This is a genomic window from Nostocoides veronense (assembly GCF_039531185.1).
In the GTDB taxonomy this organism is placed as follows: Bacteria; Actinomycetota; Actinomycetes; order Actinomycetales; family Dermatophilaceae; genus Nostocoides_A; species Nostocoides_A veronense.
Genome location: NZ_BAAAPO010000006.1, coordinates 234007 through 260598, shown reverse-complemented (window position 1 = coordinate 260598; position 26592 = coordinate 234007). Strand labels below are relative to the sequence as shown.

Genomic DNA, 26592 nt, shown 5'->3' with positions numbered 1-26592 from the left:
TCAGGCACGCCGCCAACCTGTGGGCTGATTTCCCAGCCAGATGCCGATCTAAGTCAGACGCATAGCATGGGCATGGCCTCCGATGGCTCCTCGGCCGCCGTCATCCTCGCGGCCAGCCACCTCGGCTTCGCCCTCTCCACGACCCATGTCGCCACCGGCTCGGTGCTCGGCGGCGGTCTCGGTCGCGGCACCCACGTGCGCTGGAACACGGCCGGGCGCATGGTCATCGCCTGGGCCACGACCTTCCCGCTGGCCGCGCTCATCGGCGCGATCATGTGGTGGATCGGCTCGGCGCTGGGTTACACCGCCGGCTCCATCGTCGTCTTCGTGCTGCTGTGCGCCATGTCGACCTATATGTTCATGCGCTCACGCCAAGAGCATGTCGGCGCCCATAACGTCAACGACGAATGGGACCGACCGCAAGACGTTCTCGAACACCCGAGCCACACCACCGCGAGCAACTGAGAGGAGCACCCACCATGCGCAGCATCGAACTTGCTCTCGAGGGCGGCTGGAAGGTCTTCTACACCGCCATCATCTTCGGCGCTGGTATGCCGATCATCTACGCCCTGGCCATGCGGGTCCTCCTCGTCGGCTCCACCACGGAGGTCGACGCGGCGGGCAAGAGCCACACCCGGCTCAGCCCGCTCGGCAAGATCGCGGCCGGCTTGCTGCTGGCGGTCATCGCGCTCGCGGTGATCCTCGGCATTACGATCATCGCCGCCTCCGGCTTTGGCAAGGTCGTGACCTTCGACGGGGGTTGGCCCTCGATCGTGGATAAGTAAGAAGGAATAGGCACCGACACCATGCGTCCCCTGACCCCCGACATCCTGCACTGGATCCGTGACGGCTTCCCTGACGGCATACCGGATGCCGAGGCTCCGGCGCTGTTCTCGGTGCTCTCGGACCGCGTCGGCGCAGAACGCGCCGGGGATGTGCTGCGGAAGTTGCAGACCGAAGGCCGGCTCTCGGCGGAGGCGGCGGCGGCTCTATTGCCCGGCGAGTCGGCTCAGCGCCAGGTGGCGGCCAAGCTGGCCCTGGGCGGCTGGCCACTGGGCGGCGGCAGCGCAGATGGCGGCGACGACGAGGCGCCCCCGCGGGAGGGCATGCCCTCGGTCGGATCGTCGCGTGGCTGCGCGAGGGCTACCCCGGCGGGGTGCCCGACCACGACTATGTCCCGCTGCTCGCCTTGCTGGAGCGCCGCTTGACCCGCTCGGAGGTCAAGCAGGTGGCCAAGGCGCTGCGCCGCGCGGATGTCAGCCCGGCCGGCCCGGCTGATATTGCGGCCGCGATCAGCGATTACACGCACACCACGGCGAGCGATGACGATCTGCGGCGAGTGCGCCAACAGTTGGCCAAGAAGGGGTGGCCCGTGGAGTTCCCCGACCCCGACCTGCCCTGAGCCGTGTCGACCGGGACGCGATCAGGCCTCGACGCCGAGGCGGCGCGCCGAGCGCTGCCGCTGGCGTGAGGCGCGCAACCGGCGCAGCCGCTTGACCAGCATGGGGTCGTGGGCGAGCGCGGCGGGATTGTCGAGCAGGGCGTTAAGCACCTGGTAGTAACGCGTCGAGCTCATGTCGAAAAGCTCGCGGACCGCTTGCTCCTTGGACCCGGCGTATTTCCACCACTGCCGCTCGAAGGCGAGGATCTGGCGATCCCGGTCATCGAGGCTGCCGTGGACGGTCGCAGGGGCGGTCGCGGTCTTCATCCCTGCCAGCATAACCCGGGAATCACATCGATGTCATTCCCCTGCGCCAGGCGCATTTGACCCCGCCGCCTCCCACTCCTGCATCGAATCGAGGATGGCGCGGATGTCGCCCTCCGAGGTCTCCGGATTGACGATCGCGAAGCGCGCCAGCGTCTCCCCCGCGTGCGTCGTCGGCACGACGAAGGCGAACTCGTCGGCGAGCATCGCATCGCTCCACCGGTGATAGTCCGCGGCCTCCCAGCCGAGCCGGCGAAAGACGATGACCGTCAGTTCCCGCGCCCGCACCAACTCGAAGTCCGGCCGCCGGGCGACCTCCTCCTCCGCATACCGGGCGATATTCAGCGTGTGCTCGATCGCGGCGGCATAGGCGTCGGTGCCATTGACGGTCAGGGAGAACCAGAAGGGCAGGCCTCGCGCGCGGCGGGTCAGGCCGACGGAGTAGTCCGTCGGGTTCCACTCCGGCGCCTCGGTCAGGACATCGAGATAGCCCGCCTTCTGCGTGTGTGCCGCCCGCGCGAGGGCCGGTTCGCGATACAGCAAGGCACAACAGTCATAGGGCGCGAAGAGCCACTTGTGCGGGTCGACGATGAAGGAGTCACAGTGCTCGATCCCGGAATAGCGCTCCCGGATCGAGGGGGCGGCGAGGCCCGCGCCGCCATAGGCGCCGTCGACATGGAACCAGATGCCGAACTCGCGGCATACCTCGGCGACCGAGGCGAGATCGTCGATGATGCCGAAGTTCGTCGTGCCGGCCGTCGCGACGACGGCGAAGACCTGCTCGGGTCCCCGCTCCAGGATCACCTCGCGCAGGGCTGGTCCCCGCAGGCGTCCGCCCGCGTCCACCGGTACCCCGGCGAACTCCGCGTCCATGATCTCGGCCGCGGACTTGATCGAGCTGTGCGCGCCCTCGGTCGCCACGAGGATGTTGGGGCGCACGCCCGCGGCTGCCCGAGCCCGGGCCGTATGCCGGGCGGCCACCAGCGCGGACAGGTTCCCGATCGTGCCCCCCGGGGTGAAGACTCCGCCGGCACCGGACGGCATACCCACCAGGTCGGCGATCCAGCGCAGGGCGAGATTCTCGGCATACACGGCGCCGGAACCCTCCAGCCACGAGCCGCCATAGATCGAGGAGGCGCCGACGACGAGGTCGAACATCGCGGCAGCATCGCTTGGGGCGCACGGGATGAAGGAGAGGTAGCGCGGGTGGTCGGTCGAGAGGCAGCTGGGGGCGAGATCTTCGGCGAAGAGGCGCATTGACTCCAGGCCGCCGAGGCCTTTGGCGGTGATCGTCTGGCCGACCCGCTCGCGCAATTGCGTCTCGGTGAGAGGTTTGTCCAGCGGCGGCGCGAGCCGGATGCGCTCCTCGGCGTAGGCGACGACCTGGGCGGCGAGCGCCTGCAGGTCAGCGTGTTTGTTGGCGTGGTACGACTGGCCGATCACACGCGGAGCCTAGGGCACTGCCGACCGGTGTGATTGCATCGCGGTATGCCGCAGCCCCCCGCCCTCCTGCTGCGCGGCGCCCGAATCGTCGCGCTCGACACGCCGGCGCCAACAGAGCCGTTCGACGTGCGGATCGAGGCGGGTCGGGTCGCGGAAATCGGACCGCGACTGGCCGCCTCTGGCGAGCGGGTGATCGAGGCCGACGGCGCCTGGCTGATCCCCGGGCTCTGGGACCACCACGTGCATATGGCGCAGTGGGCGGAAACCCGAGCGCGCCTCGACCTTGCGGGGACGGCCAGCGCGCAGGAGGTATGCCGCCGGGTCGCCGCCGCCTTGCGCGCCACCGACGCGCCGGCGCTCGTCGGCTTCGGCTATCGGCCGGCCACGTGGCCGCAGCCGCCTCGGGTCGCTGATCTCGATGCGGCAGGCGACGGGCGCCCGGTGGTCTTGATCAGCGGCGACGCGCACGCGGGCTGGCTGAACTCAGCGGCCCAGCGGTTCTTTGGTGTTCCGCCGCGCGAGGAACCGTTGGATGAGGCGGCCTGGTTCGCGATCTGGTCCCGGCTCGGGGAATTGCCGCGCGATCTGGGGGGCGAGGCGGCGGCATACGGCGAGGCGGTGCGCGCGGCGGCGGCCCTCGGGGTCGTCGGGATCACCGACCTCGAGATGGCGCGGGGGTGGGCGGACTGGCCGGAGCGGTTCGCGGCGGGCATCGATCAGCTGCGCGTGCGGGCGGCGACCTATCCCGACACGCTCGAGGAGGTGATCACGGCTGGTTTGCGCACCGGCGATGTACTGGGCGGCACCGGGGGTCAGGCGGCGATGGGCCCGCTGAAGGTCATCACCGACGGCTCGCTCAACACCCGGACGGCCTTCTGCCACACGGCATATGCCGACTCGCGGGCGCATTACGGCACGTTGAATATCACCGGCGCTGCCCTGGCGGAATTAATGACCAGGGCGAGCGCGCACGGGCTGGAGGTCACGGCGCACGCGATCGGCGATGCCGCCTTGACGTCGGCGCTGGACGCCTTCACCGCCAGTGGCGCGACGGGCAGCATCGAGCACGCGCAATTGGTCGCCTTCGAGGATCTGCCGCGGATGGCGGCGCTGGGCTTGGCGGCTTGCGTGCAGCCGGCCCATGCGTGGGACGACCGGGATGTCACGCAGCTGGTCTGGCCGGATCGAGCCGATCGGTGCTTCGCCTTCCGGACGATGGCTGACCTCGGCATTCGCTTGCGCCTGAGTTCCGATGCCCCCGTCTCGCCCCTCGATCCGTGGCTCGCCATGGCCGCGGCCGTGCATCGCAGCGGTGATGAGCGGGAGCCATGGAATCCGGCCGAGTCGTTGACCGCGCGCGAAGCCCTGGCGGCAAGCACCGATGGCGTGGGGACCGTGGACGTCGGCGCGGTCGCCGATCTGGTTCTCTTGGACACCAATCCCCTTGCGCCGCAATCGGACTCGCGGGCCACGTCGAAGCACCTGCGCGACATACACCCGCTCCTGACGGTGCTGGGCGGGCGAATCACCCACGAGAACCTCTAAGCAGCGGGGCCGCTGGTCGTGCTCGCCCGGCGTGTGGGAGGTTTGGTGTAGGCGCCGCGCACTGGCGCGGACGTGGCGTTGAAGGAGACCGTCGATGACCGGAACCGAGGCCCTGCGCGCGGCGCGCGACCACCTCCTGGAGTTGCGAGAGGACTACGCCGGCGCGCTGGCCACTTTCGCCTTCCCGGATGTCGGGTCGAACTTCAACTTCGCCCACGACTGGTTCGATGACATCGCCGCGCGGGTCGACGGCCCGGCACTGGTGATCGTCGAGGAGGACGGACGTCGCGGATCCTTCACCTTCACAGAGTTGGCGGCGCGCTCCGATCAGGTCGCGGCGCTGCTTCGTGACCAGGGCATAGGTCGCGGCGACAGCGTCGTCGTCATGCTCGGCAATCAGGTCGAGCTGTGGGAGACCATGCTCGCCGTGATGAAGCTCGGCGCAGTCATCATGCCGACCACGGCGGCAGCCGGCCCGGCCGAGTTGATCGATCGCCTCGACCGCGGCGACGCCAAGGCGGTCGTCTGCAATCCGGCCGATGCGCCGAAATTCGCAGTAGTGCCAGGAGATTACGTCCGTATCGCCGTTGGCGAGGTGGAGGGCTGGGTGCGCTTCGCGACGGCATACGACATCCACGACGCAGTCATCGAGCACCCCGGCAATGCGAGCACCGACCGGCTGCTGCTCTATTTCACCTCCGGAACCACGAGCCGGCCCAAGCTGGTCGAGCACACCCATATCTCGTATCCGGTGGGGCACCTGAGCACGATGTACTGGCTCGGCCTGCTGCCCGGTGATGTGCACCTGAACGTCTCGAGCCCGGGCTGGGCCAAGCACGCCTGGTCGAACTTCTTCGCGCCCTGGCTGGCCGAGGCGACGATCTTCGTCTACAACTATGCGCGCTTCGATGCGCCGGCTCTGCTGGATCAGATCCGCAGCGAGGGCGTCACAAGTTTCTGTGCGCCGCCGACCGTTTGGCGGATGCTCATCAATGCCGATCTGTCCGGGGGTGCGGGCGTGCTGCGCGAGGCAATCGGCGCCGGTGAACCCCTCAACCCCGAGGTCATCGCACAGGTGCAGAAGCACTGGGGATTGACGATCCGCGATGGCTTCGGCCAGACCGAGACCACCGCGAGCGTCGCGAACAGCCCCGGTCAGCCGGTCAAGTCCGGGTCGATGGGCCGGCCACTGCCCGGCGTGCCCGTGGTGCTCGTCGACCCGCTCGAGGGCACCCTGGTCGAGGGCCCCGGCGAGGGTGAGTTGTGCATCGACCTGTCCGCCCGTCCGCTCTCGCTGATGACCGGATATCAGGGCGACCCGCAGCGCAATGCCGAGGCCATGGCTGGCGGTTTCTATCACACCGGCGATGTGGCAGAACGGGATTCAGATGGCTACATCACCTATATCGGGCGCACCGATGATGTCTTCAAGGCCTCGGACTACAAGATCAGTCCCTTTGAGTTGGAGTCGGTTCTCATTGAGCACCCGGCCGTCGCGGAGGCAGCGGTCGTGCCCGCGCCCGATCCCGTGCGCCTCGCCGTGCCCAAGGCTTATGTCGCGCTGGTCGACGGATATGAGCCGACCGCCGAGACAGCTCGCTCGATCTTCGCCTATGCCCGCGAACACCTCGCGCCCTATCTGCGCGTGCGCCGTCTGGAGTTCGCGGAATTGCCGAAGACGATGTCCGGAAAGATCCGCCGGGTCGAGTTGCGCACCCGGGAGGCCGAGGAGTCGGCCGAACGGGCCCCCGGCGAGTTCCGCGATGACGACTTCCCCGAGTTGAAGGCCCGCTGACCTTATGGAGGTCGGCCTGATCTTCCCGCCCGACCAGCCGCCCGAGGCCTTGCTGGTGGTGGCCCGCGCGGCGGAAGACGCGGGCATACCCGAGCTGTGGCTCTGGGAAGACTGCTTTGCCGAATCCGGAATTGCTTGTGCGGCAGCCGCACTCGCCGCCACCGACCACCTGCGCGTGGGCATCGGGCTGATGCCCGTGCCGCTGCGCAATGTCGCGTTAACCGCTATGGAAGTGGCAACGCTCGCGCGGATGTTCCCTGGACGACTGCTCCCCGGGATCGGGCACGGCGTCCTGGAGTGGATGGGCCAGGCGGGCGTGCGCGCCGACTCGCCCCTGACCTTGCTGCGGGAATATGCCGTCGCGCTGCGCCGCCTTCTCGACGGCGAGCAGGTCACCGCACAGGGCCGGTATGTCCGCCTGGACCGGGTCCAGTTGCGACATCCAGTGCCGGACGAGCAGCGGGTGCCGCTGTTCATGGGCGGTGCGCGGCCCAAGACGCTCGCGTTGGCCGGGCAGTTGGGCGACGCACTGGTCTATGACCAATCTGTCGAACGCCTGCCCGAGTTGCTCGGCATCGCCCTGGACGCCCGGGCCGATGCCGGCCGACCGGACCCTTTCGATGTCGTTGCCTTTTGTTCGGTGCCGATCGATTCCAGCGCCGCGCTGATTGCGGAGCGGCTGGCGGCGCTTGCCGCGGCGGGCGCGACCCGCATACCCGTATGTGCCGTGTCGGCTGCCGGCCCGCCGGAAAGCGGACCGGCCCTGATGGACTTCGCCACCATGGTCGCCGCGGCCATCGACGACTGCGCGCCGCAACCATGATGGTTGCGGCGCGCGGTCGTTCGGCGGCGTGGCCGGTCAGGGGATGAGCAGCGAAATAATCTGCGCCGCAGCATCCTTCGGCGTGGTGGTCAGCGCATCGATGCGGACCTCGGGGGCCGTCGGCGCTTCATACGGGCTGTTCACCCCGGTGAAGTGCGCGAGCTCCCCGGCGCGGGCCTTGGCGTAGAGGCCCTTGGCGTCACGCTTCTCGGCTTCCGCAAGCGGCATGTCGACGAAGACCTCGACGAACTCGCCGTCCGCGATCAGCTCGCGCGCCATCTCGCGCTCGGCGCGGAAAGGCGAGATCGAGGAGACGATCGTGATCAGGCCGGCATCCGCCATCAGCTTGGCGACCTCGGCGAGCCGGCGGGCGTTCTCGACCCGGTCGGCGTCATCGAAGCCGAGGTCCTTGGACAGGCCGTGGCGGATGTTGTCGCCATCGAGCAGGAAGGTATGCCGGTTCATCCGCGCCAGCTGCACCTCCAGCTCATTGGCGACCTCGGACTTGCCGGCGCCGCTGAGCCCGGTCAGCCAGATGACGGCCGGAGCCTGGTGCTTCATCTTCGCGTGGTGGGCCCGGTCGATCTCCAGCGGCTGCCACGCGACATTCTTGCCGCGGCGCAGCGCGAAGTGGATCATGCCCGCCGCAACCGTCGCGTTGGTCATCTTGTCGACGACGATGAAGCCGCCGAGGTCGTGGCTGTCGGCATATGGCTCGAAGACGATCGGCTTGTCGGTCGAGAAGGTCAGGACGCCAATCGCGTTGAGCCCCAACGTCTTCGCCGCGACGTGCTCCATCGTGTTGACGTTGACGGCATACTTCGGGCGCTCGAACTGGGCGGTGACCGTCGTCGTGCCGGTCTTGATCCAGTAGGGCCGGCCCGGCAGCATCTCGCTGTCGTCCATCCACACCAGGTGGCACTCGAAGTGGTCGGCGGCCTCGGCCGGCGCGCTGTCCAGGACGAGCACGTCACCGCGCGAGCAGTCGATCTCATCCTCGAGCGTCAGCGTGACGGCCTGCCCCACGACGGCCTGTTCCAGGTCGCCATCGAAGGTGACGATCCGCGCCACGGTCGAGGTGCGATTCGTCGGCAACACGCGGACCTTGTCGCCGGGGCGAACGATGCCATTGGCGATCGTTCCAGAGAACCCGCGGAAGTCGAGGTCCGGACGCACGACGCGCTGCACCGGCATACGGAAGGGCCGGGCCTGGTCCAGGGTCTGGTCGAGTTCGACCGTCTCCAGGTGGTTCATCAGCGTGGTGCCGGTGTACCAGGGCGTGTTCTCGGAGTGGTTCGTGATGTTGTCGCCGAGGAAGCCCGAGATCGGGATCGGCGTGAACGCCGTGATGCCGATCGAGTCGGCGAAGGCGCGATAGTCGGCGACGATCTCGTCGTAGCGCTCCTGGCTGTAGTCGACGAGGTCCATCTTGTTGACCGCGAGGACGATATGCCGGATGCCGAGCAGGTGCGCGAGGTAGCTGTGCCGGCGCGTCTGCGTCAGCACACCCTTGCGCGCGTCGATCAGAATGACGGCGAGCTCGGCGGTCGAGGCGCCGGTCACCATATTGCGGGTGTACTGCTCGTGGCCCGGGGTGTCGGCAACGATGAACTTGCGCTTCTCGGTGCCGAAGAAGCGGTAGGCCACGTCGATCGTGATGCCCTGCTCCCGCTCGGCCGCGAGGCCGTCGACGAGGAGCGCGAAGTCGATCTGCTCGCCCTGGGTTCCGACCTTCTTGGAGTCGGCCTCAAGGGCCTGCAGGTGATCCTCGAAGATCATGTGGCTGTCATAGAGCATCCGCCCGATCAGGGTGGACTTGCCGTCGTCGACCGAGCCACAGGTGATGAAGCGCAGCATCGTCTTGTGCTGGTGCTTCTCGAGGTAGGCGTCGATGTCCTCGGCGATCAGGGACTCGACCTGGTAGATCGGCTCTTCCGTGGTGGTCATCAGAAGTAGCCCTCCTGCTTCTTCTTCTCCATCGAGCCAGCGCTGTCGTGGTCGATCGCGCGGCCCTGGCGCTCGGACGTGGTGGTCAGCAGGATCTCTTGGATGACCTCGGGCAGCGTGGTGGCGGTGGACTCGACGGCACCGGTCAGCGGGTAGCAGCCGAGGGTGCGGAAGCGCACGCTCTTCATCTCCGGAACGCGCCCATTGAGCGGGAAGCGGTCGTCATCGACCATGATCGTCAGACCGTCATGCTCGACGACCGGGCGCTCGGCCGCGAAGTAGAGCGGCACGATCTCGATGCCCTCGAGGTGGATGTACTGCCAGATGTCGAGCTCGGTCCAGTTGGACAGCGGGAAGACTCGCATCGACTCGCCCTTGTGCTTGCGGGCGTTATAGAGCTTCCACAGCTCCGGGCGCTGGTTCTTGGGGTCCCACTGGTGGCGGGCGTTGCGGAAGGAGAAGACGCGCTCCTTGGCGCGGGACTTCTCCTCATCGCGGCGGCCACCGCCGAAGGCGGCGTCGAAGCCGTACTTGTCGAGCGCCTGCTTCAGGCCCTCGGTCTTCCACATGTCCGTATGCAGGGGACCGTGGTCGAAGGGATTGATCCCCTTCTCCTTGGCCTCGGGGTTCTGGTAGACGAGCAGCTCCATGCCCGCCTCGCGTGCCGCCTTGTCCCGCAGTTCATACATCGCCTGGAACTTCCAGGTGGTGTCGACGTGCAGCAGCGGGAAGGGGGGCGGCGCCGGGTAGAACGCCTTGCGGGCCAAGTGCAGCATCGTGGCGGAGTCCTTGCCGATGCTGTAGAGCATCACCGGGTTCTCGGCCTCGGCCGCGACCTCCCGCATGATGTGGATGCTCTCGGCCTCCAGACGCTGCAGATGCGTCAGCGTCTCGGGGCTGGGTTGCGCCATGAAAGAGCCTTCCTTTGAAGACAAGTAGGAGAGTGTGCGGGCCCGTCCCCGACGACCACCGGTGGCAGCGCGAGGAGAAGCGCCGACGCCACATACGCCCCAAGAGGTTATCACGCAGGCCACCGGCGACCGACTGGCGCTCGGGCCGGCTAGGCGCCGAGGAGCAGGTGCTGCAGTTGCTCTGCGGTGTCGGCGAGATGGTCGGGAGCGGCCGCGATCAGCGCGTCGCGATCCCCGGCCCCCCAGGTCACGGCGATGCTCGCCATGCCGGCCGCCTGGGCAGCCTGGATGTCGACCACGGCATCCCCGACATACACACACTGCTGCACCGGCACCGAGAGCCGGGCCGCGCCGTGCAGCAGGGGGGCGGGGTTGGGTTTGTGATCGGTGGTGTCCTCGCTGGCGGCGAGGATCGGGACCAGGCCGGCCAGGCCGGTCAACTCCAGGGCTTCGTCCGCCGTTTCACGGCGCTTGGAGGTCACGATGCCGAGGCGCAGCTGCACGTCGACCAGCGCGCGCACGAGGTCCTCGATGCCGTCATAGCGACCGATGAGAGTCGGAGCATTGCGCCGGTTCCACGCGATATAGGTCTCCTCAAGGTCGGCCGCCCGCTCGGGATACTCCGCCTCGAAGACCTCCCCGAGCCGCCGCCCGATCCACGCCCGGACTTCCGCCTCGGGGCGGGGCGCGCCGACGACCGTCGTCAGGGCATGGTCGAAGGAGGCGAGGATGAGCGGGATGGTGTCGACGAGCGTGCCGTCGAGATCGAAGAGCGCACCCTGCCACGGAGGAGTTGTCACCCCGATAGCCTGCCAGCGGACGGCCGCTGCGGCCGAATCGTCTCGATTGGGCAGGAGAGGTATGGCGCGCCCGCTGGCTGACCTGGTTCACCCGTCGTGGGCGAGCGCGCTGGCCCCCGTGGAGCCGCGGATTGCCGAGCTCGGCGACTTCCTGCGCGGCGAACTCGCGGCCGGGCACGGATACCTGCCCGCCGGCTCGCATGTCCTGCGCGTCTTCGAGCAACCGCTCGATCAGGTGCGTGTCTTGATCGTGGGCCAGGATCCGTATCCGACGCCGGGCCATCCCATCGGCCTGTCCTTTTCTGTCGCCGCCGAGGTGCGCCCAATCCCCCGCAGTTTGGAGAACATCTATACGGAACTGCAGAGCGACCTGGGGTTGCCCCGACCCAGCACGGGCGACTTGACGCCCTGGGCGGAGGCTGGGGTGTTCCTGCTCAACCGGGTACTCACGGTGCGTCCTGGCGCGTCGGCCTCGCATCGCGGCAAGGGCTGGGAGGAGGTCACCGCGTGCGCCATCGACGCCCTGGTCTCGCGCGGTGGGCCGCTGGTCGCCATTTTGTGGGGCCGGGACGCCCGCAACCTCAAGCCGGCCCTCGGCGCTACTCCGGTCATCGAAAGCGCCCACCCTTCGCCGCTCTCCGCCCACTCCGGCTTCTTCGGCTCCCGCCCGTTCAGCCGCGCCAATGCCGCCCTGGTCGCCCTAGGCGCCGACCCCATCGACTGGCGCCTCCCGTAACCGGACGCCATGTAGGTTTCCCTACACACAGCGGTCAGGCGCGGGCGGTGAGGGCGCGGGCGGTGTCGGCGACGGAGCCGGTATGCCGGTGGACGCGACCCGGCATACGTCCGGGTGCGGCGGCAGGGCCGGCGATGCCGACCCGGTGGCGGCGGGACAGATCGCTTAGGGCGCGGCGGTTGGTGGTCACGGATTCGGGGTCGCGGCCGGACAGCACGATCCAGTCCGGTGTGACGCGGTCGGCCATGACGCTGACATCGCGGATTGGGGTGTCGGAGCCGAGGAAGCGGACCCGCCAGCCGGAGCGGCCGAGCAGCACGCCGAGGCAGAGCAGCGCGAGATCGTGCTGTTCGCCCGGGAGGCAGGCCAGGATGACGACCGGCCCCTGACCGCGTCCCCACGTCATCGTGTGAGCCGAGAGCCGGCTCCGGATCAGGGCACTGGCGAAATGTTCATGCGCGACACTGGCTTCGCCGGCGGCCCACAGGCCACCGAGTTGACGCAAGAAGGGCAAGAGTTGCGTCTCGATGGCCTCTTCGATGGGCCGATCGGCGAAGAGCCGGTCCAAAATCGCGTGCACGGCGGCTTCGTCGAAATCCAAGACCGCGGCCAGCAAGCTGGCCCCGACATCGCGGGCGGGACGAGAGGCTGAGTTGGCCTTGGGCCCACCATTGGCACGTTCGGCGGCCAGCACGCGGGCGGCGGCATTCGCAGCCGACACGCCGGACTCGACCAGGCTCGCCGCGGCGCGCACCCGGGCCAGATCGCCCGGGCCGTAGACGCGGTACCCACCCTCGGTCCGCAATGGGGACACCAGTCCGTATCGCCGCTCCCAGGCGCGGATCGTGTGCGTGGACAGACCGACGCGAGCGCTGAACTCTCCGATGCGCATGGCATCTGTGGCGCCGGTCACGGGGGTCACTCTAGCGGTCAAAAACCTTAGACAATCATTCGACAACTGGCCCTAGTTGTCGACTACCGTCGACTCTATGAGTGAACATGCCCAGACCGGCGCCAGACCACGGCGCGTCGCGGTGGTGGGGTCGGGCATCTCGGGTCTCACCGCGGCATACCTGCTGGCTCGGCGCGACCAGGTGACGCTTTTCGAGGCCGAAGACCGGCTCGGGGGCCACTCGCACACGCACCAGGTGACCAGCCGCAGCGGTCCGCTGGCCGTCGACACCGGCTTCATCGTCCACAACGATCGGACCTATCCCCTGCTCACCCGCCTGTTCGCCGAGCTCGGGATCGCGACCCGCGACACCGAGATGTCGATGTCGATCAGCGATCCCTCCTCCGGGCTGGCATATGCCGGCGGCAAGGGCATCGGGGGTTTCCTCGCCCAGCCACGACGCCTCCTCAGCCCGGCCTATGTCGACCTGCTCCGCTCCGTGCGGCGCTTTCACCAGCTCGGCGCAGCCTTCCTGGCTAGTCATCCCGCGGACGATCTGACGACCTTTGGGGAGTTCATCGACGAGCACGGGTTCTCGGCACGCTTCACGAATTTGTATGCCGTGCCGCTGGTTTCGTGTGTCTGGTCCAGTGGACGCCAGGCCGCGCTCGGCTATCCAGCGGTCCATCTTTTTCGATTCCTCGATCACCACGGAATGTTGAGCGTGGGCAACTCGCCGCAATGGCGGACGGTGGTCGGTGGGTCCGCGACCTATGTCCACGCGATCGCCGATCGCCTCCCGGACGTGCGGCGCGGGTCCGGTGTCGTCGGGGTGACACGCCACAGCAATGGCGTCACCCTCGCCACCACGGCGGGCGAGGAGGCCTTCGATCGGGTGGTCGTCGCCACCCATGCCGATCAGGCACTCGCCCTCCTGCGCGACGCGACCCCTGACGAGAAGGAGATCCTGGGGGCCTTCCGCTACTCGACAAATGAGACCCTTCTGCACCGGGACGAGTCCTTCCTTCCGTCGACTAAGCGAGCCCGGGCTTCGTGGAACTTCGTTGTTGCCCAACGCAACTCGGACGCGCCAGCGCAGGTAACGTATTGGATGAACCGATTGCAGGGCTTCGATGAGAGCGATCCGCTGCTGGTGACCTTGAACCCCACTCGTGCGGTCAGTGACAACGACGTCATCGCGCGGATGCGCTACACCCACCCCATCTTCGACGCGGCGGCCGTCGCCGCCCAATCTCGCCTCACGCAACTCACCACGGGCACAACAACTTTCGCGGGGGCCTATCACGGCTGGGGCTTCCACGAAGATGGCTGCCGTTCGGGTGTAGCGGCCGCCGCAGCCTTTGGAGCACAGTGGTGACAACGATGGCGCTCTCCTTCCACACCGGCCCGGCAGCGATGGCCGCAGCCACGCTGCCCGATACGCCGTGCCTGGTCATCGGCGAGGTCGCGCACGTCCGCCACCGCCCGATCCGCAAAGCTTTCAGCAATCGTCACTATTCGTGGCTCATCGATCTCGACTTCCCGCCACAGGTGCAGAGAACCCTCGGCATCTACTTCGACGCCCGTGATCACCTCTCTGGCGCAACGACTTTCGCCGAGCTGAAGGCGGACGCGATCAGCCGAGTGGACGCGTCCGGCATCCCGGGCGATCCCATCGACCGTGTCCTCATGCTGGCCCATCCGCGAGTGTTGGGTCACACCTTCAACCCGATGACGGCCTACTGGTGTCTCGCCGGCGAGGACCTTCGCGCGGTCGTCATCGAGGTGCACAACACCTATGGCGGGCGACATGCGTATGTCGTCTCGGGGGCCGACGCTGTCGCTGGCACCGAGATTGACAAGACCTTCTATGTCTCGCCGTTCAACGACATCTCCGGCCGGTATGCCGTGCGCCTGCGCACCACGCCCCGTCAGGTCGCCATCCACATCGAACTCACGGACGATGGCGGCCCCATTCTCACGGCGACGCTCAGTGGCGAGGCTCGCCCCCTCACGCGCGCCAACCTGCTCCGCACCGTGGTCGCCCGCCCACTCATGACGCATCGGGTCAGCACGATGATCCGCTGGCATGGAATCCGATTGTGGTTGCGGCGCTTACCAATTCAGCCGGGCGCACGTCAGGGTGGGGTGCGCTAGCCATGAGCAGCACCGCGACACACACGGCACGGCTCGCGCCGATCCGGCCCGTGGCCACACTGCGCACGGCGGTGGCTCGTCGACTGACCGAAGCGCTACTCGCTCGCGTTCCGGTTCAGGTGCACCTGCCAGCCGGGCAGATTCTCGGCGGCGGCGACGCTAACGCCCCACGCCTAAACCTGGTGCGCCCGGAGTCGCTCTATCGCCGTCTCGGCGAACATCCGAAGATCGGCCTCGGCGAGGCCTATATGGAGGGCGACTGGACGGCGGGCGAGGGGACCGACCTCGCGGATGCCCTCGCACCCTTTGCCTCCCAACTCGAATCTCTCCTACCGAAGCCCGTCGTCTCCCTGCGACGACTCGCCGATTCTGCTCTGCCACAACACCATCGGGGCACCCCCGAGAACGCCGCAGTCAACGTCTCGGCGCACTATGACCTCAGCAACGAACTCTTCACGGCCTTCCTCGACCCCTCGATGACCTATAGCTCCGCCCTCTTCGTCGGCCCTGAACCCCTGCCCGAGCAAGACCTGCAGCAGGCGCAATGGCGCAAGATCGATCGCGCGCTCGACGCGGCCGGAGTTGGGGAGGGCACCAGTCTGCTGGAGATCGGCACCGGGTGGGGCGAGCTCGCCTTGCGTGCGGCCGAGCGCGGCGCTCGGGTCATCAGCATCACCCTCTCCGCCGAGCAGCAGCACCTCGCTCAGGAACGCATCGCGGCGGCCGGCCTGGCAGATCGCGTTGAGGTCCGATTGCAGGATTACCGCGCCGTCACGGGCCAGTTCGACGCGATCGTCTCCATCGAGATGATCGAGGCCGTCGGGGACGAGTTCTGGCCCGACTTCTTCGCCACGATCGACAACCGCCTTGTCCCCGGCGGGCGCGCCGTTATCCAGGCCATCCTCATGGACCACCATCGCTATCTCGCCACCCGGCACTCCCATGGCTGGATCCAGGAGTACATCTTTCCCGGCGGCCTGATCCCGTCCCTGGCCGCCATCGACGGCGTCCTCGCCCGGCATACCACCCTGCAGCGGGCGGAGACTTTCGCCTTCGGCCGGCACTATGCCGAGACACTGCGCCGCTGGCGGGCGAGCTTCACCGACGCTTGGGGGAGCATCGCCAGCGAGCACTTCGACGAGCGCTTCCGCCGCATGTGGGAGTTCTATCTCGCCTACTGCGAGGCCGGTTTTCGCACCGGTTATCTCGACGTCGCCCAACTCACCCTCCGGAGGATTTGATATGCCGACCCTGCACCGCCGCGTGACCACCCACACGGATTGCGACACCGTCTTCGCCTATCTCGCCGACTTCGAGAACGCGACCGAATGGGACTCCGGCACCGTCTCCTGCACTCGCACCAGCGGCGACGGCGGGCCCGGGACGACCTATGCCAATGTCTCGAAGTTCGTGGGTCGCACTGTGAAGCTGGAATACACCGTCGAGCGCGTCTCGGCACCCGACTTCGTCATCGTCGGGCGCAACGAGACGACGACCAGCCGCGACCTCATTGTCGTCACGCCGGCTCCCGACGGCGGCAGCGTCGTGGACTACACCGCGGAATTCACCTTCACCGGACCCGCACGCTTCCTTGGCCCTCTGATGATGCCTTTGCTCAACCGCCTCGGCGACGAAACCGCCAAAACCCTGCGCACCGCCCTCGACGGACTCACCCCGTGAGCACCGTCCTCGTCACGGGGGCAACCGGCTATATCGGGGCTCGTCTCGTGCCCCGGCTCGTGGGCGAGGGGTATGCCGTGCGTGTCCTAACCCGCTCGGCGGAGCGCGTGCGTGACCGGTTGTGGAGAGATGATGTGGAGGTCGTCGAGGGCGACGCCGACTCCGATGCGGCACTGCGCGAAGCCCTATCCGGCGTCGACATCGCCTACTACTTGCTGCACTCGATGGACGGCAAAGCGGACTTCTCCGGGCGCGACCGGCAGCTCGCACAGCGCTTCGGGCGGGCGGCCTATGACGCGCACGTCGGGCGCATTGTCTACCTTTCCGGCCTGCACCCCGACGGGGAGTTGTCCGAGCACCTGGCCTCACGTGTCGAAGTCGGCAATCTCCTGATGGCCAGCGGCGTCCCGACCAGCGTGCTGCAGGCCGCCGTCGTCCTCGGCGCCGGCTCGGCATCCTTTGAGATGCTGCGCCACCTGACCGTGCGCCTCCCGGCAATGATCGCTCCCAAGTGGCTCGACAACTCCATCCAGCCCATCGCCATTGCTGATGTGCTGGACCACCTCGTCGCGGCAGCCACGGTGCCGGAGAACGCTAATCGCACCTACGACATCGGTGGCCCGGATGTGTTGACCTACCGCGAGATGATCCAGCGGTATGCCCGCCTGGCGGGCCTCACGCCCAGGAGAATCATCACCGTCCCCGTCCTGACCCCGCGCTTGGCCAGTCACTGGGTTGGGCTCGTCACTCCGGTGCCCACCGGTGTGGCAAAACCCTTGGTAGGCAGCCTGGTTCACGAGGTCGTTGCTAAGGAGAGCGATCTGACCCACCACCTCGGCAAGTCGCCGGCCGACCTGATCGGCTATGACGAGGCGGTCCGCGCGGCGCTGGTCGACGGTGCTCACGGCGCTCTGCCGGAGCCCGGCACCACGGACCCGGCGCGGCTGACGTCGGCCGACCCGGAGTGGGCCGGCACCCAGTCGCTGGCCCAGGCGATCGGCATACCCCAGGCCCTGCGGAGGCTGGGGCGCGGACTGCGGCGCGGCGGATGAACGGACCCGTCACCGAGTTGCGCCGCTTCGTCCGCGCAGCTCTCGTCGAACCGGTGCCGCGCGATCACACCGAGAGCGATGCGGCCTTCCGTCGTCGGCGGCTGGTGGCCGTCATTACCCTCGTGGTGGGGGCCGCGGTCCTCGGGTGGGCGCTGCGGATCACGCCGGGTGACCCCCTTTTCTATGTCGGCACCCTGGCCCTGGCGGTGGTGTGGACGATCGGCGCCTTCGCGTCCGGCAAATTGCACTTGGGTCGGGCGCACACGCGCTCGGGTGCGGCCGATGGCCGGGCCGTTGTGCAATCCCTCGCGCTCGGGACCGTGCTGCTGCTGGTTTTCCTGGTCGGCGCCCTCGTCGTCGCCCGGATTCCGTTGCTGCGTGAGCCCGTCGACGGGCTGCTGGCGCATGCCGCGCTGGGGTCGCTGCCGGTCGTCGCGGTGATCACCGCGGTCAATGGGATCGCCGAGGAGCTCTATTTCCGGGGCGCGCTGTATGCCGGCATCGGGCGCCGTCACGCCGTCGCCATCACCACGCTGGTGTATGCCGTGGTGACGGCCGCCTCGGGCGTGCCGCTCCTTGTGCTCGCCGCCGCCTTGCTGGGGCTGGTTGTTGGTCTGCAACGCCGGGTCACCGGCGGCATCCTTGGGCCAATCATCACGCACCTGACCTGGTCGCTCGGCATGCTTTTCCTCCTCCCTCACGTCCTGGAGTTCGCGTCATGACCTCTCGATCCATCCGCTCAGCGGCCGCCAGTGCACTCGATGCCGCCCTGGACCGCACCGTCGTTCCCGGCTTTTCGCGCATCGGCCCGGCCGTGCGGTCGCGGCTGTCCACCTGGCCGGCCGACCCGGAGCCGGCAACGCTGATCGGGCGGCAGGTGCTTGTCACCGGCGCGTCATCGGGCATCGGAACCGCCGTCGCCGAGCAACTCGCCGCGCTGGGCGCCACGGTGCATTTGCTCGTTCGTGACCGCGCCAAGGGGCAGGCGGTCGCCGATCGCCTCCCCCACGATGCCCGGGTCTGGACCGCCGACCTGGCTGACCTGGAATCGGTCCGTGCTGCGGCAACGGCCTTGCGAGACAGCGGCATTGAGTTGCACGGCATTGTCCACAATGCGGGCGTGCTCCCGGCGAAACGCACCGAGAGCGCCCAGGGCCACGAGCTCACCATGGCGGTCCACGTGCTCGGTCCGGTCTTGCTCACCGACCTCCTGGCGGATCGACTGGCTCCCGATTCGCGGATCGTCTTCGTCACCTCAGGCGGGATGTACACGCAGCCGCTGCCCGTGGACGACCCGGAGTATCAATCCGAAAAGTTCTCTGGCGCAACGGCATACGCGCGCAGCAAAAGGACGCAGGTCGACCTGCTCGACCACTTCGTCAGGCGGTGGCCAGCGGCGCACGTCTATGCCATGCACCCCGGGTGGGTCACGACGCCCGGCGTCACCGAATCGCTCCCAGGCTTCGACAAGGTCATGGGGCCTCTCCTGCGGCAGCCGGATGATGGTGCCGACACGATCACGTGGCTGCTGGCTACCATGCCCGCTCCGCCCGGCGGGGGGCTGTGGCACGACCGGCACGAGCGGTCGACGAACTTCCTGCCGACAACGCGCTCGACGCCCGCCGATCGAGATCGCCTCTGGACGTGGGTGCTCGAAAACTCCGGCCTGACAATGAATTCCACCGACTCAAGAAACCCTTCATGAATAGCGACTTCGCCCGCCGGCTGGCCATCACGGCGGCCGAGATCTTGTGCATCATCGGGACGATGGTCGGTCTCGGGGTCCTCGGCGGCCCGGAGGTCCAGCAGGCGTCGGGTGGCGCGCTGGCTGCCGATGCGACGTATATCGCGCCGGCTGCCCCAGCGTTCTCCATCTGGACGCCGATCTATCTCGGGCTCCTCGTTTACACGATTTGGCAGTGGCGGGCTGTCGGTGAGAGCCCGCGGCATCGCGCGACCGGCTGGCTCGCCGCCGCGACAATGGTGCTCAATGCCTTGTGGCTCCTTGTGGTTCGCGCCGGCTGGCTGTGGGTCAGCGTCGCGATCATCGCCGCGCTCGTGCTGACCCTTGGCGTGCTCATGAGTCGTCTGACATCGATGCCCGCGGAGTCGACGCTCGACCGGGTGATCACCGATGGGACCTTCGGGCTTTACCTCGGCTGGGTTTCCGTGGCGACCTGCGCCAATATCGCAGCGACCCTGGTGGATTCGGGTTTCGAGCCGCAGAAGTGGGTCGCCGAGATCCTCACCGTGATCGTGCTAGCAGTCGCCGCCGGCTTGGGGATGTTGTATGCGGACCGGCTCGGCCCGCGCCTCGGCGTCGCCCTCGCGATGGGCTGGGGACTGGGGTGGATCGCGGTCGGGCGGCTGACGGATCGGCCGGAGTCGACCGTCGTGGGGATCGCTGCGGCGATCGCGGCGCTCGTCGTCCTCGCGGCGACAGCCGCCGCACGCCGTCGCCCGCTGCCGCACACCCGCACCGCCTGACCACCGGGTCGGCTGCTTAGAGTTGTCGGTTGTGACCTCCGCACCCTGGCATCGCTATGTCGCCATCGGCGACTCATTCACCGAAGGTATGTGCGATCCCCTGCCCGAACCACCCGACGGATTTCGCGGCTGGGCCGACCGGCTCGCGGCGCACCTGAGCGCCCTGGCCGTCGACGCAGGGCACGAATTCGCCTACGCGAATCTCGCCGTTCGCGGCCGGAAACTCGACGATGTCGTTGGGCCACAACTGGACTCAGCACTCACGCTGCAACCGGATCTGGTGAGCATCGTCGGCGGCGGCAATGACATTCTGCGCCCCAGCGTCGACCTGGAACAGGTCGCTGACCGTCTCGATGCGGCTGTCGCACGGATCCGCGCCATGGGGGCGGACGTTCTGCTCGCCACGCCGAGCGATCCGGCGAAGGCCGGCATCTTCGCGGCCCTTCGGCCCCGGCATGCCGCCCACACGGCCAATCTGCACTCGATCGCCGGTCGGCATGGCGCTGCCGTCGTCGATGTGTGGGGGCTCAAGGCACTCCAAGACTGGCGGATGTGGGCCGACGACCGCATCCACCTCACCTCCGAGGGCCATCACCGGGTCGCGTGCGCGGCGGCGACCGCACTCGGCATACCCCTGAACAACGACGACTGGCGCGAGCCGCTGCCCGCAGCCAACCGGCTCGGGCGGCGCGAGGCCCTGACCAATCACGCGGCCTGGGCCCGTGTTCATCTGCGGCCATGGGTCCAGCGCCGCCTGCACGGGCGCAGCTCGGGCGATGCGATATCGGCCAAGCGCCCGGCCCTAGCGCCGATCGCCCCAGCCCGGCTCGACTCCGAAGCAGCGGCCCGCCTACCCTGCTGATCATGCCTGTCGAGCGCCTGCTGCCCACCGATGAAGGCGCGGACCTGATCGCCCTGGTTCGCGAAATCGCCGAGAAGGAATTGCGACCGCGTGTCGATCAGGTCGAGGCCGCGGCGGCCAAGACCGATGCTTTCCCCCGCGAGATCTTCACCCTGATGGGTGCCTCCGGGCTGATGTCGCTGCCCTATGCGGAGGAGTTCGGCGGGGCCGGCCAGCCGTACGAGATCTACCTGCAGGTGCTCGAGGAGCTGTCGAGCGTCTGGATGGCCGCAGGCCTCGGGATCTCCGTGCACACGCTCACCTGCTATCCGGTCGCAAGCGCCGGCACCCCCGAGCAGCAGGCCGAGTTGCTGCCGTGGATGCTGTCCGGCGAGACGCTCGGTGCCTACGCCCTCTCCGAGGCGCAGGCCGGCAGCGATGTCGCATCCATGACCACCCGCGCCCGCCGCGACGGCAGCGACTATCTGATTTCCGGCACCAAGTCCTGGATCAGCCACGCGGGCCACGCCGACTACTACACGACCTTCGCCCGCACCTCCGACGACGGGGGACGGGGCATCTCGTGCTTCATCGTCCCCGCGGACAGCCCCGGCCTGAGCTTCGGCGAACCCGAACGCAAGATGGGCCTGCACGGCGACACCGTGCGCCAGGTGATCTATGACGAGGTCCGGGTCCCCGAGGGCCGCCGGATCGGGGCGGAGGGGCACGGTATGCCGCTTGCGCTCGCTGGTCTCGACTCCGGCCGCCTCGGAATCGCCGCTGGCGCAACAGGTTTGGCTCAAGGAGCCCTTGACCTTGCCGCGAAGTATGCCGTGGAGCGCGAGCAGTTCGGGAGGCCCATCGCGAGCAATCAGGGCCTCGCCTTCCTGATCGCCGACATGGCGGCGGCGGTCGGCTCCGCCCGAGCGAGCTATCTGTATGCCGCTCGCCTGCGCGATGCCGGGCGACCCTTCGGCAAGGAGGCGGCCATCGCCAAACTGATCGCCACCGATGCGGCGATGAAGGTCACGACCGATGCCGTGCAGGTCCTCGGCGGCGCCGGCTACACCCAGGATTTCCCGGCCGAGCGCTACTTCCGCGAGGCCAAAGTGACCCAGATCTTTGAGGGCACCAACCAGATCCAGCGCCTCGTCATCGCCCGCGCCACCCTCGGCCGCTGAGACCCGAGATGGCCTGTCCTCGGATTCGGTAAATAGTTCTGAGGAAGGGTTGACATACCCGGTATGTCGGGTGTGAAGATCACCGAAGCATCGACCGACGCGGGCGCCGCCCGACCACCGGCCGAGCCAGAGGTGCAGGGGTGTTTCTGGTGGGTCGTTCTGTTATCGCTTTGGGTCCATTGACGGCGCTCGCGCTGGGCGTCGCGGGAGGGGTCGCCGCGGTGGCCCCCGCCGGCGCGGCGGCCGCCGGGGCGGCGCCCGCCGCTGCCGCGCCCGCCGTCAAGCTCGCGGCTCATGGCCGCGCCGCGCCCACGCGCGTCCGGCTGCTGACCGGGGATGTGGTCGAGCTCGGCACGATGTCCGCGGGGGCCACCACGCTCGCCCTGCCCTCCGGTTTCCCGCGCGGTGGCGCGCTGACCGCGCGGACGGGCGCGGCGGCATACGTCCTGCCCCGGGCTCTGCACGATCTGATCGGCACCCGACTCGACCCGGGCCTTTTCGATGTGCGAGCGATCGCCGCCTCCCGCGGCCGGATGCCGGTCGACATCACCTATGCCCAGACAACATCCGCAACGGCCGTCGCCGGCGTTGAGGTCACCTCGCGGAATGGCCTGTCCGGCAAGGGTTTCGTGACGGAGGCGTCGTCCCGCGCGTTCGGCGCAGCCCTCGCGAAAAACACCGCGAGCGCCTTGCTCGCCAATGTCTCCTCGGTGCGACCCATCGCCAAGCCCACAGCGAATCCGGCCTGGCCGATGTTCACCCTGACCACTCGGGTCACCGGGGCCGACAGTCGCGGACTCAATGGCGTCGTCTTCGCCTTCAATGTCGACAATCCCGACAAGGGTGGGGTCTTCCTCGGGCTCACGAATGGGGTGGCAAAGGCCAGCGTGCCCACCGGGCGGTATCTGCTCTTGGCGATGGACAACGCGGCCGACGGCACCGCCATGATCGCCCAGTCCTCCGACTTCACGGTGACGTCAGCGCGGAGCGTGACACTCGATGTGCGCAGCGCCACCACGCCCGTCACCGTCAACCTCGGCGTGCCGAACATCCCGAAGATGTTCGAACTCTCCCTGGAACGCAGTGTCGGCACCGTCGACTACAGCTCATCGGTCTCCTTCGGCACGATTGGCGATGGGATGACGCCGCGCCTGCTCGTGACCCCGACGGCCGTCGGCACGCAGGCGAGGACCGCCCTCACCAACTCGCTTCTCGCCTACTCCCCCACCGGACAACAAGCGGGCCGGTATGCCGTCAGCGCCCGTCGCTCCGGGCCGATCCCGAATCGTCCCGTGTCCATCTCCTATGACCCAAAGACTTTTGCGCGGATTGACAGCACGTTCTACGGCCCGAACACCACGCGTCGCATGCTGCTTCGGGCGGCCGCGGACGCGGACCTTGGCGGCTGGTCCTTCGGCAGCCTCCTGGACAGCGCCCGCCGGGTGACGGAGTTCGTCTCCACTGGCCCTAACTACTCCACGCACGCCACCTTCATGGTGGACGTCGACGCGCAACTCGGCCAGATCGAGTCCGAGTGGCGCTCGCTGCCGAGCCCGCGGCGGTTTGCCGAGGACTGGGCCAAGGAGCCGATCCACACCGGGATCTTCTCCGACCCGGCGATCTTCGCGCCCGATCCCATCACCTGCTTCGCGTGCCTCGACTCATCAAAAGCCTTGTGGCTGTATGCACTTCAGCGCGACACCTTCCCCCTGCACATCCTGTATGCCGATCCAGACACCGTGGCCTGGTCGGTGCGCGCCGATGCCCGCACCATCGCCTCGGGCACCGATTACCTCATCACGGAGCCCGGCGTGCCGGTTCCCATGGGCACCACCGTCCTCACCGCGACCGTTGACGTCGACCGCGGCGCGCCGTATCGCACCGGCACCCACCTACGCACGATCCTGACGGTTCCGATGTCCGCCGCGCGGCCGATCCCCGCCGGCTGGCAGTGCGCCGGCACCGGACCGTGCCAGGTGCTGCCGATGCTGTATGCGGATTACAACCTCCCCGTCCGGGTTGACGGCACGTTGCCGGCCGGCCGCCGCACGCTCACGCTGACCCTCCACCAGGTCGGCCTGCACACGCCCGCGCTGCGCTCGGTGCGGGTCGAGACGGCATACGGCGCCGGCTGGGTCAATGCACCGGTGACGGCCCTCGGCGGCGGCCGGTATGCCGTGACCCTCACCATCCCGTCCGCTGGGCCCGGCCGCACCAGCGGCGACCTACGCGTGTCCGCCGTGGCGATGGATGGCACTCGACTCGACGAAACCATCACGGCCGCATACCGATTGGCCCCTTGAACCCCCCATCCCGGCGACCATTCACCGGAATGACCAGCCCTGCCCCGTGCCATTTCGACGGGTCCCGGCACACCACCCGATTCACTGCAGAAGGGTTGACCATGACACGCAAGCCACTCCTCGCGCTGGCACTGGGGGCCGGCGCCATCCTCGCGGCAGGAGGTGCCGTGCCCGCCGTCGCCGGTGCGCCCGCCCCATCGAGTCCGTTCGCGGCCCGCTGGACTCCCTCGACGTCGACTGCCGCGAGCAGCTCGATCGTCACGCTGCCCACCGGCGACCTCGTGCGGGTCACCCGCGACGCCCAGGGCCGGCTCTCGCTCGTCCCGCTCGGCATCTGGGCTCGCCAGGGCGTCGAGAAGATGGTGATCGGCAAGGCGGCATATGTCGTGCCCCGCTCGATCCGCCCCGTCTTCGGCAGCGTTCTCGACCCGGCCCTCTTTGACGCCAACGCCCTCGCGGCGCGCGGAACCGGTCGCACGGCTGTCACGATCACCTACGCCTCGGCCGGCGCCGCCACTGCCGTCCCCGGCGTCGTCATCACCTCGCGCTCCGGGACCAAGGGCATCGGGTATGTCGATGCCTCCAGCAGCGCGGCACTGGGCAAGGCACTCGCGGGCAGCACGGCGTGGCACCTCTTCGCCCATGTGACCAGGGTGCAGGTGCCCGCGAAGCCCACGGCGAACCCGAGCTGGCCAATGGTCACCTTGACCATCAAGGTCCTCGACCGCCACGGCAACCCGACCGACGCCTTCGTCGGCTATTACAACGTCAACGATCCGAATCGGGGCGTGGGAGCGACGCCAACATTCCACGGCACGGCCAAGGTCAGCGTCGCGGCCGGTACCTACCAGCTGATCACCTCCGTGGACGGCGGCGACGGCTCCTTTGTCATGGGCACAACGCCGGAGACCTCGATCACCGGACCCCGCGAGATCGTCTTCGATGCCCGCAAGGCCACCGCGACGATGCGCGCCAGCGTCGACCGGCCCATGACGCCGCTCATGGCCGACACCACCCTGCTGCGCAGTGTCGGATCCCCGGACAGCGGCTTCGCCACCTTCTTCTGGAGCGTCGGAGGCGACGCCTCGACGGTCGTCCGCCTCACTCCCACCGTGGGATCCCTGCACGGCGATCAGCTGCTCTCGCGCAATGTCGTCGGGGTCAATCCGGACTCGGTCAAGAGGAACTACCGGGTGCTGACGGCCAATGCCATCGTGGGCCGGATCCCCAATGGCGTGATCGTGCGCCGCAACGACCGGACCAATATGACCACCTTCCAGAACCGCTTCGTGGGGGTCAAGGATTATTCCTCCGCCATGTTCGCCCGGACCATCTACACGGGGAACTTCGGTTCCGGGGTGGGCTTACCTCCGGGTGGCTCCACCTTGACCGAGTACGTCTCCGCAGGCGCCGGCATCAGTTCCGAGGCCGAGCTGAACCAGTACTTCAGCTTCGATCCGGTGTTCACGCTCAAAGGTCTCTTCAACTCATCCACGAGCGCGCCCCGCCCGGGCACCGTGACCTCCGATGTCTGGGGCCAAGCGCCCCTGCACCAGCGCTTCACTCCGGTCACCCCGCAGACCCTGCTCAAGATCTGCCCTGCCTGCCTCGGCGCCGATGGGTCGTATCGGGGTTTCAATGTCCAGGCACCCCCGCTGAGCGACCGCCAGCACGGCGGAGGCATCGACTTTGTGGACCCGGACAACTTCGGATCGGTGACGATCAAGGCCGATAACACCGTTCTGTATGACGGTCCCGGCCAGTTGACCGGCGGCAGCGAGCTCCCCTCGCGCGCCAACCCCAAGGTCATCTCCATGTCTGCCTCGGCCACTCGCTCGGGATATCCGTTCCCGCGGACGACGAAGATGACCACCGCCGTGTCGACCAAGGTCTCGGCCGGCTTCCCCGCTCCGAAGGACTGGCTGTGCAATGGCACGACCTGCACCGTCCTGCCGTATCTCGGTCTCGACTACACCGCGACCGGACTGGACTCCCTCAACGCCCTCCCCTCCGGGAAGCGAGCCATCTCGCTCGACATCAGCCAGGTCGGCCGGGCCACCGCCCAGGGCATCACGTCGGTCAAGGCGTGGGTGTCGTATGACGGCCGCACCTGGACCGCTGCCCCCGTCGCGGGCTCGGGTGCCGCGCGCACCATCAACCTGACGATCCCTAAGGCCGCCCCCGGCAAGAACACCATCGGGCTGAAGGTGTCGGTCACCGACGCCGCCGGCTCCACCCTGACCGAGCAGATCGACGGCGCCTTCGGCATCGCCGGCTGACCCTTTCGAAAGGAC

At 68.2% G+C, this 26592-nt stretch carries 26 protein-coding genes; 20 read left to right on the top strand and 6 right to left on the bottom strand.

From position 1 onward, the window contains the following. The 4 genes from ABD225_RS02350 to ABD225_RS02335 form a co-directional block, all read left to right on the top strand. A partial coding sequence (locus ABD225_RS02350; protein WP_344080660.1) for an inorganic phosphate transporter occupies positions 1-465 on the top strand: 465 nt, incomplete at its 5' end. 14 nt (positions 466-479) lie between these two features. Next, the gene (locus tag ABD225_RS02345) at positions 480-785 is read left to right on the top strand and encodes a hypothetical protein (RefSeq protein WP_344080657.1); all 306 of its coding nucleotides are present in this window, start codon (positions 480-482) and stop codon (positions 783-785) included. Positions 786-806: 21 nt separating this feature from the next. After that, positions 807-1208, top strand: a complete 402-nt coding sequence (locus tag ABD225_RS02340; RefSeq protein ID WP_344080654.1) for a DUF3349 domain-containing protein — start codon at positions 807-809, stop codon at positions 1206-1208. Continuing rightward, on the top strand, positions 1157-1402 hold the full coding sequence (locus ABD225_RS02335) for a DUF3349 domain-containing protein (protein ID WP_344080651.1): 246 nt from the start codon (positions 1157-1159) through the stop codon (positions 1400-1402). The genes ABD225_RS02340 and ABD225_RS02335 overlap by 52 nt, the downstream gene beginning before the upstream one ends. 21 nt (positions 1403-1423) lie before the next feature. Here ABD225_RS02335 and ABD225_RS02330 read toward each other — a convergent pair whose 3' ends face one another. Both ABD225_RS02330 and ABD225_RS02325 read right to left on the bottom strand, forming a co-directional pair. Next, positions 1424-1708: a DUF3263 domain-containing protein gene (locus tag ABD225_RS02330; RefSeq protein ID WP_344080648.1), complete on the bottom strand. Its 285-nt coding sequence runs from the start codon at positions 1706-1708 to the stop codon at positions 1424-1426. Positions 1709-1741: 33 nt separating this feature from the next. Continuing rightward, positions 1742-3148, bottom strand: coding sequence for a pyridoxal phosphate-dependent decarboxylase family protein (locus ABD225_RS02325; RefSeq protein ID WP_344080646.1), 1407 nt, complete (start codon positions 3146-3148; stop codon positions 1742-1744). 45 nt (positions 3149-3193) lie between these two features. Between ABD225_RS02325 and ABD225_RS02320 the strand changes: the two genes are divergently transcribed. The 3 genes from ABD225_RS02320 to ABD225_RS02310 all read left to right on the top strand — a co-directional run bounded on the left by ABD225_RS02320 (position 3194) and on the right by ABD225_RS02310 (position 7311). Then, positions 3194-4693 carry an amidohydrolase gene (locus ABD225_RS02320; protein WP_344080643.1) on the top strand — a complete coding sequence of 500 codons (1500 nt, stop codon included), beginning with the start codon at positions 3194-3196 and terminating at the stop codon, positions 4691-4693. A 94-nt stretch (positions 4694-4787) separates the two neighbouring features. Then, positions 4788-6488, top strand: coding sequence for an AMP-binding protein (locus ABD225_RS02315; protein ID WP_344080640.1), 1701 nt, complete (start codon positions 4788-4790; stop codon positions 6486-6488). A gap of 4 nt (positions 6489-6492) precedes the next feature. Then, positions 6493-7311, top strand: a complete 819-nt coding sequence (locus ABD225_RS02310; RefSeq protein WP_344080637.1) for an LLM class flavin-dependent oxidoreductase — start codon at positions 6493-6495, stop codon at positions 7309-7311. Between the two features lie 36 nt (positions 7312-7347). Here ABD225_RS02310 and cysN read toward each other — a convergent pair whose 3' ends face one another. The 3 genes from cysN to ABD225_RS02295 form a co-directional block, all read right to left on the bottom strand. Then, positions 7348-9258 carry a sulfate adenylyltransferase subunit CysN gene (gene cysN, locus ABD225_RS02305; RefSeq protein ID WP_344080634.1) on the bottom strand — a complete coding sequence of 637 codons (1911 nt, stop codon included), beginning with the start codon at positions 9256-9258 and terminating at the stop codon, positions 7348-7350. Further along, on the bottom strand, positions 9258-10169 hold the full coding sequence (gene cysD / locus ABD225_RS02300; protein ID WP_048545551.1) for a sulfate adenylyltransferase subunit CysD: 912 nt from the start codon (positions 10167-10169) through the stop codon (positions 9258-9260). The genes cysN and cysD overlap by 1 nt, the downstream gene beginning before the upstream one ends. A 149-nt stretch (positions 10170-10318) precedes the next feature. Further along, the gene (locus tag ABD225_RS02295; protein WP_344080628.1) at positions 10319-10969 is read right to left on the bottom strand and encodes an HAD family hydrolase; all 651 of its coding nucleotides are present in this window, start codon (positions 10967-10969) and stop codon (positions 10319-10321) included. A 61-nt stretch (positions 10970-11030) separates the two neighbouring features. Here ABD225_RS02295 and ABD225_RS02290 point away from each other — a divergent pair, with 61 nt between their 5' ends. Continuing rightward, positions 11031-11705 (top strand): uracil-DNA glycosylase, encoded by a 675-nt coding sequence (locus ABD225_RS02290; RefSeq protein ID WP_344080625.1) that lies wholly within the window; start codon positions 11031-11033, stop codon positions 11703-11705. Between the two features lie 34 nt (positions 11706-11739). Here the strand turns inward: ABD225_RS02290 and ABD225_RS02285 are convergent, their stop codons facing one another. Beyond that, positions 11740-12618: a MerR family transcriptional regulator gene (locus tag ABD225_RS02285; RefSeq protein ID WP_344080622.1), complete on the bottom strand. Its 879-nt coding sequence runs from the start codon at positions 12616-12618 to the stop codon at positions 11740-11742. A 76-nt stretch (positions 12619-12694) separates the two neighbouring features. Here ABD225_RS02285 and ABD225_RS02280 point away from each other — a divergent pair, with 76 nt between their 5' ends. The 12 genes from ABD225_RS02280 (at position 12695) to ABD225_RS02225 (ending at position 26577) form a co-directional block, all read left to right on the top strand. Continuing rightward, the gene (locus tag ABD225_RS02280) at positions 12695-13975 is read left to right on the top strand and encodes an NAD(P)/FAD-dependent oxidoreductase (RefSeq protein ID WP_344080619.1); all 1281 of its coding nucleotides are present in this window, start codon (positions 12695-12697) and stop codon (positions 13973-13975) included. A gap of 5 nt (positions 13976-13980) precedes the next feature. Further along, positions 13981-14754, top strand: a complete 774-nt coding sequence (locus tag ABD225_RS02275; RefSeq protein WP_344080699.1) for a DUF1365 domain-containing protein — start codon at positions 13981-13983, stop codon at positions 14752-14754. Positions 14755-14756: 2 nt separating this feature from the next. Continuing rightward, positions 14757-15995 (top strand): class I SAM-dependent methyltransferase, encoded by a 1239-nt coding sequence (locus ABD225_RS02270; RefSeq protein WP_344080617.1) that lies wholly within the window; start codon positions 14757-14759, stop codon positions 15993-15995. Between the two features lies 1 nt (position 15996). Then, the gene (locus tag ABD225_RS02265; protein WP_344080614.1) at positions 15997-16434 is read left to right on the top strand and encodes an SRPBCC family protein; all 438 of its coding nucleotides are present in this window, start codon (positions 15997-15999) and stop codon (positions 16432-16434) included. Next, positions 16431-17486, top strand: a complete 1056-nt coding sequence (locus tag ABD225_RS02260; protein WP_344080611.1) for an NAD(P)H-binding protein — start codon at positions 16431-16433, stop codon at positions 17484-17486. Before ABD225_RS02265 ends, ABD225_RS02260 begins: the two co-directional genes overlap by 4 nt. Then, positions 17483-18208: a CPBP family glutamic-type intramembrane protease gene (locus tag ABD225_RS02255; protein ID WP_344080608.1), complete on the top strand. Its 726-nt coding sequence runs from the start codon at positions 17483-17485 to the stop codon at positions 18206-18208. Before ABD225_RS02260 ends, ABD225_RS02255 begins: the two co-directional genes overlap by 4 nt. Then, positions 18205-19191: an SDR family NAD(P)-dependent oxidoreductase gene (locus ABD225_RS02250; protein WP_344080605.1), complete on the top strand. Its 987-nt coding sequence runs from the start codon at positions 18205-18207 to the stop codon at positions 19189-19191. Before ABD225_RS02255 ends, ABD225_RS02250 begins: the two co-directional genes overlap by 4 nt. Continuing rightward, complete coding sequence (locus tag ABD225_RS02245; RefSeq protein WP_344080602.1) at positions 19188-19973, top strand: TspO/MBR family protein; 786 nt, start codon at positions 19188-19190, stop codon at positions 19971-19973. Before ABD225_RS02250 ends, ABD225_RS02245 begins: the two co-directional genes overlap by 4 nt. Before the next feature lie 31 nt (positions 19974-20004). Continuing rightward, positions 20005-20835, top strand: coding sequence for an SGNH/GDSL hydrolase family protein (locus ABD225_RS02240; protein ID WP_344080599.1), 831 nt, complete (start codon positions 20005-20007; stop codon positions 20833-20835). A 2-nt stretch (positions 20836-20837) separates the two neighbouring features. Then, positions 20838-21995, top strand: coding sequence for an acyl-CoA dehydrogenase family protein (locus ABD225_RS02235; RefSeq protein ID WP_344080596.1), 1158 nt, complete (start codon positions 20838-20840; stop codon positions 21993-21995). A gap of 149 nt (positions 21996-22144) precedes the next feature. Continuing rightward, a complete protein-coding gene (locus tag ABD225_RS02230; protein ID WP_344080593.1) occupies positions 22145-24298 on the top strand; it encodes a hypothetical protein in 2154 nt (717 codons plus the stop codon). A 101-nt stretch (positions 24299-24399) separates the two neighbouring features. Next, positions 24400-26577: a hypothetical protein gene (locus ABD225_RS02225; RefSeq protein WP_344080590.1), complete on the top strand. Its 2178-nt coding sequence runs from the start codon at positions 24400-24402 to the stop codon at positions 26575-26577. The last annotated feature ends 15 nt before the right edge of the window (positions 26578-26592 follow it).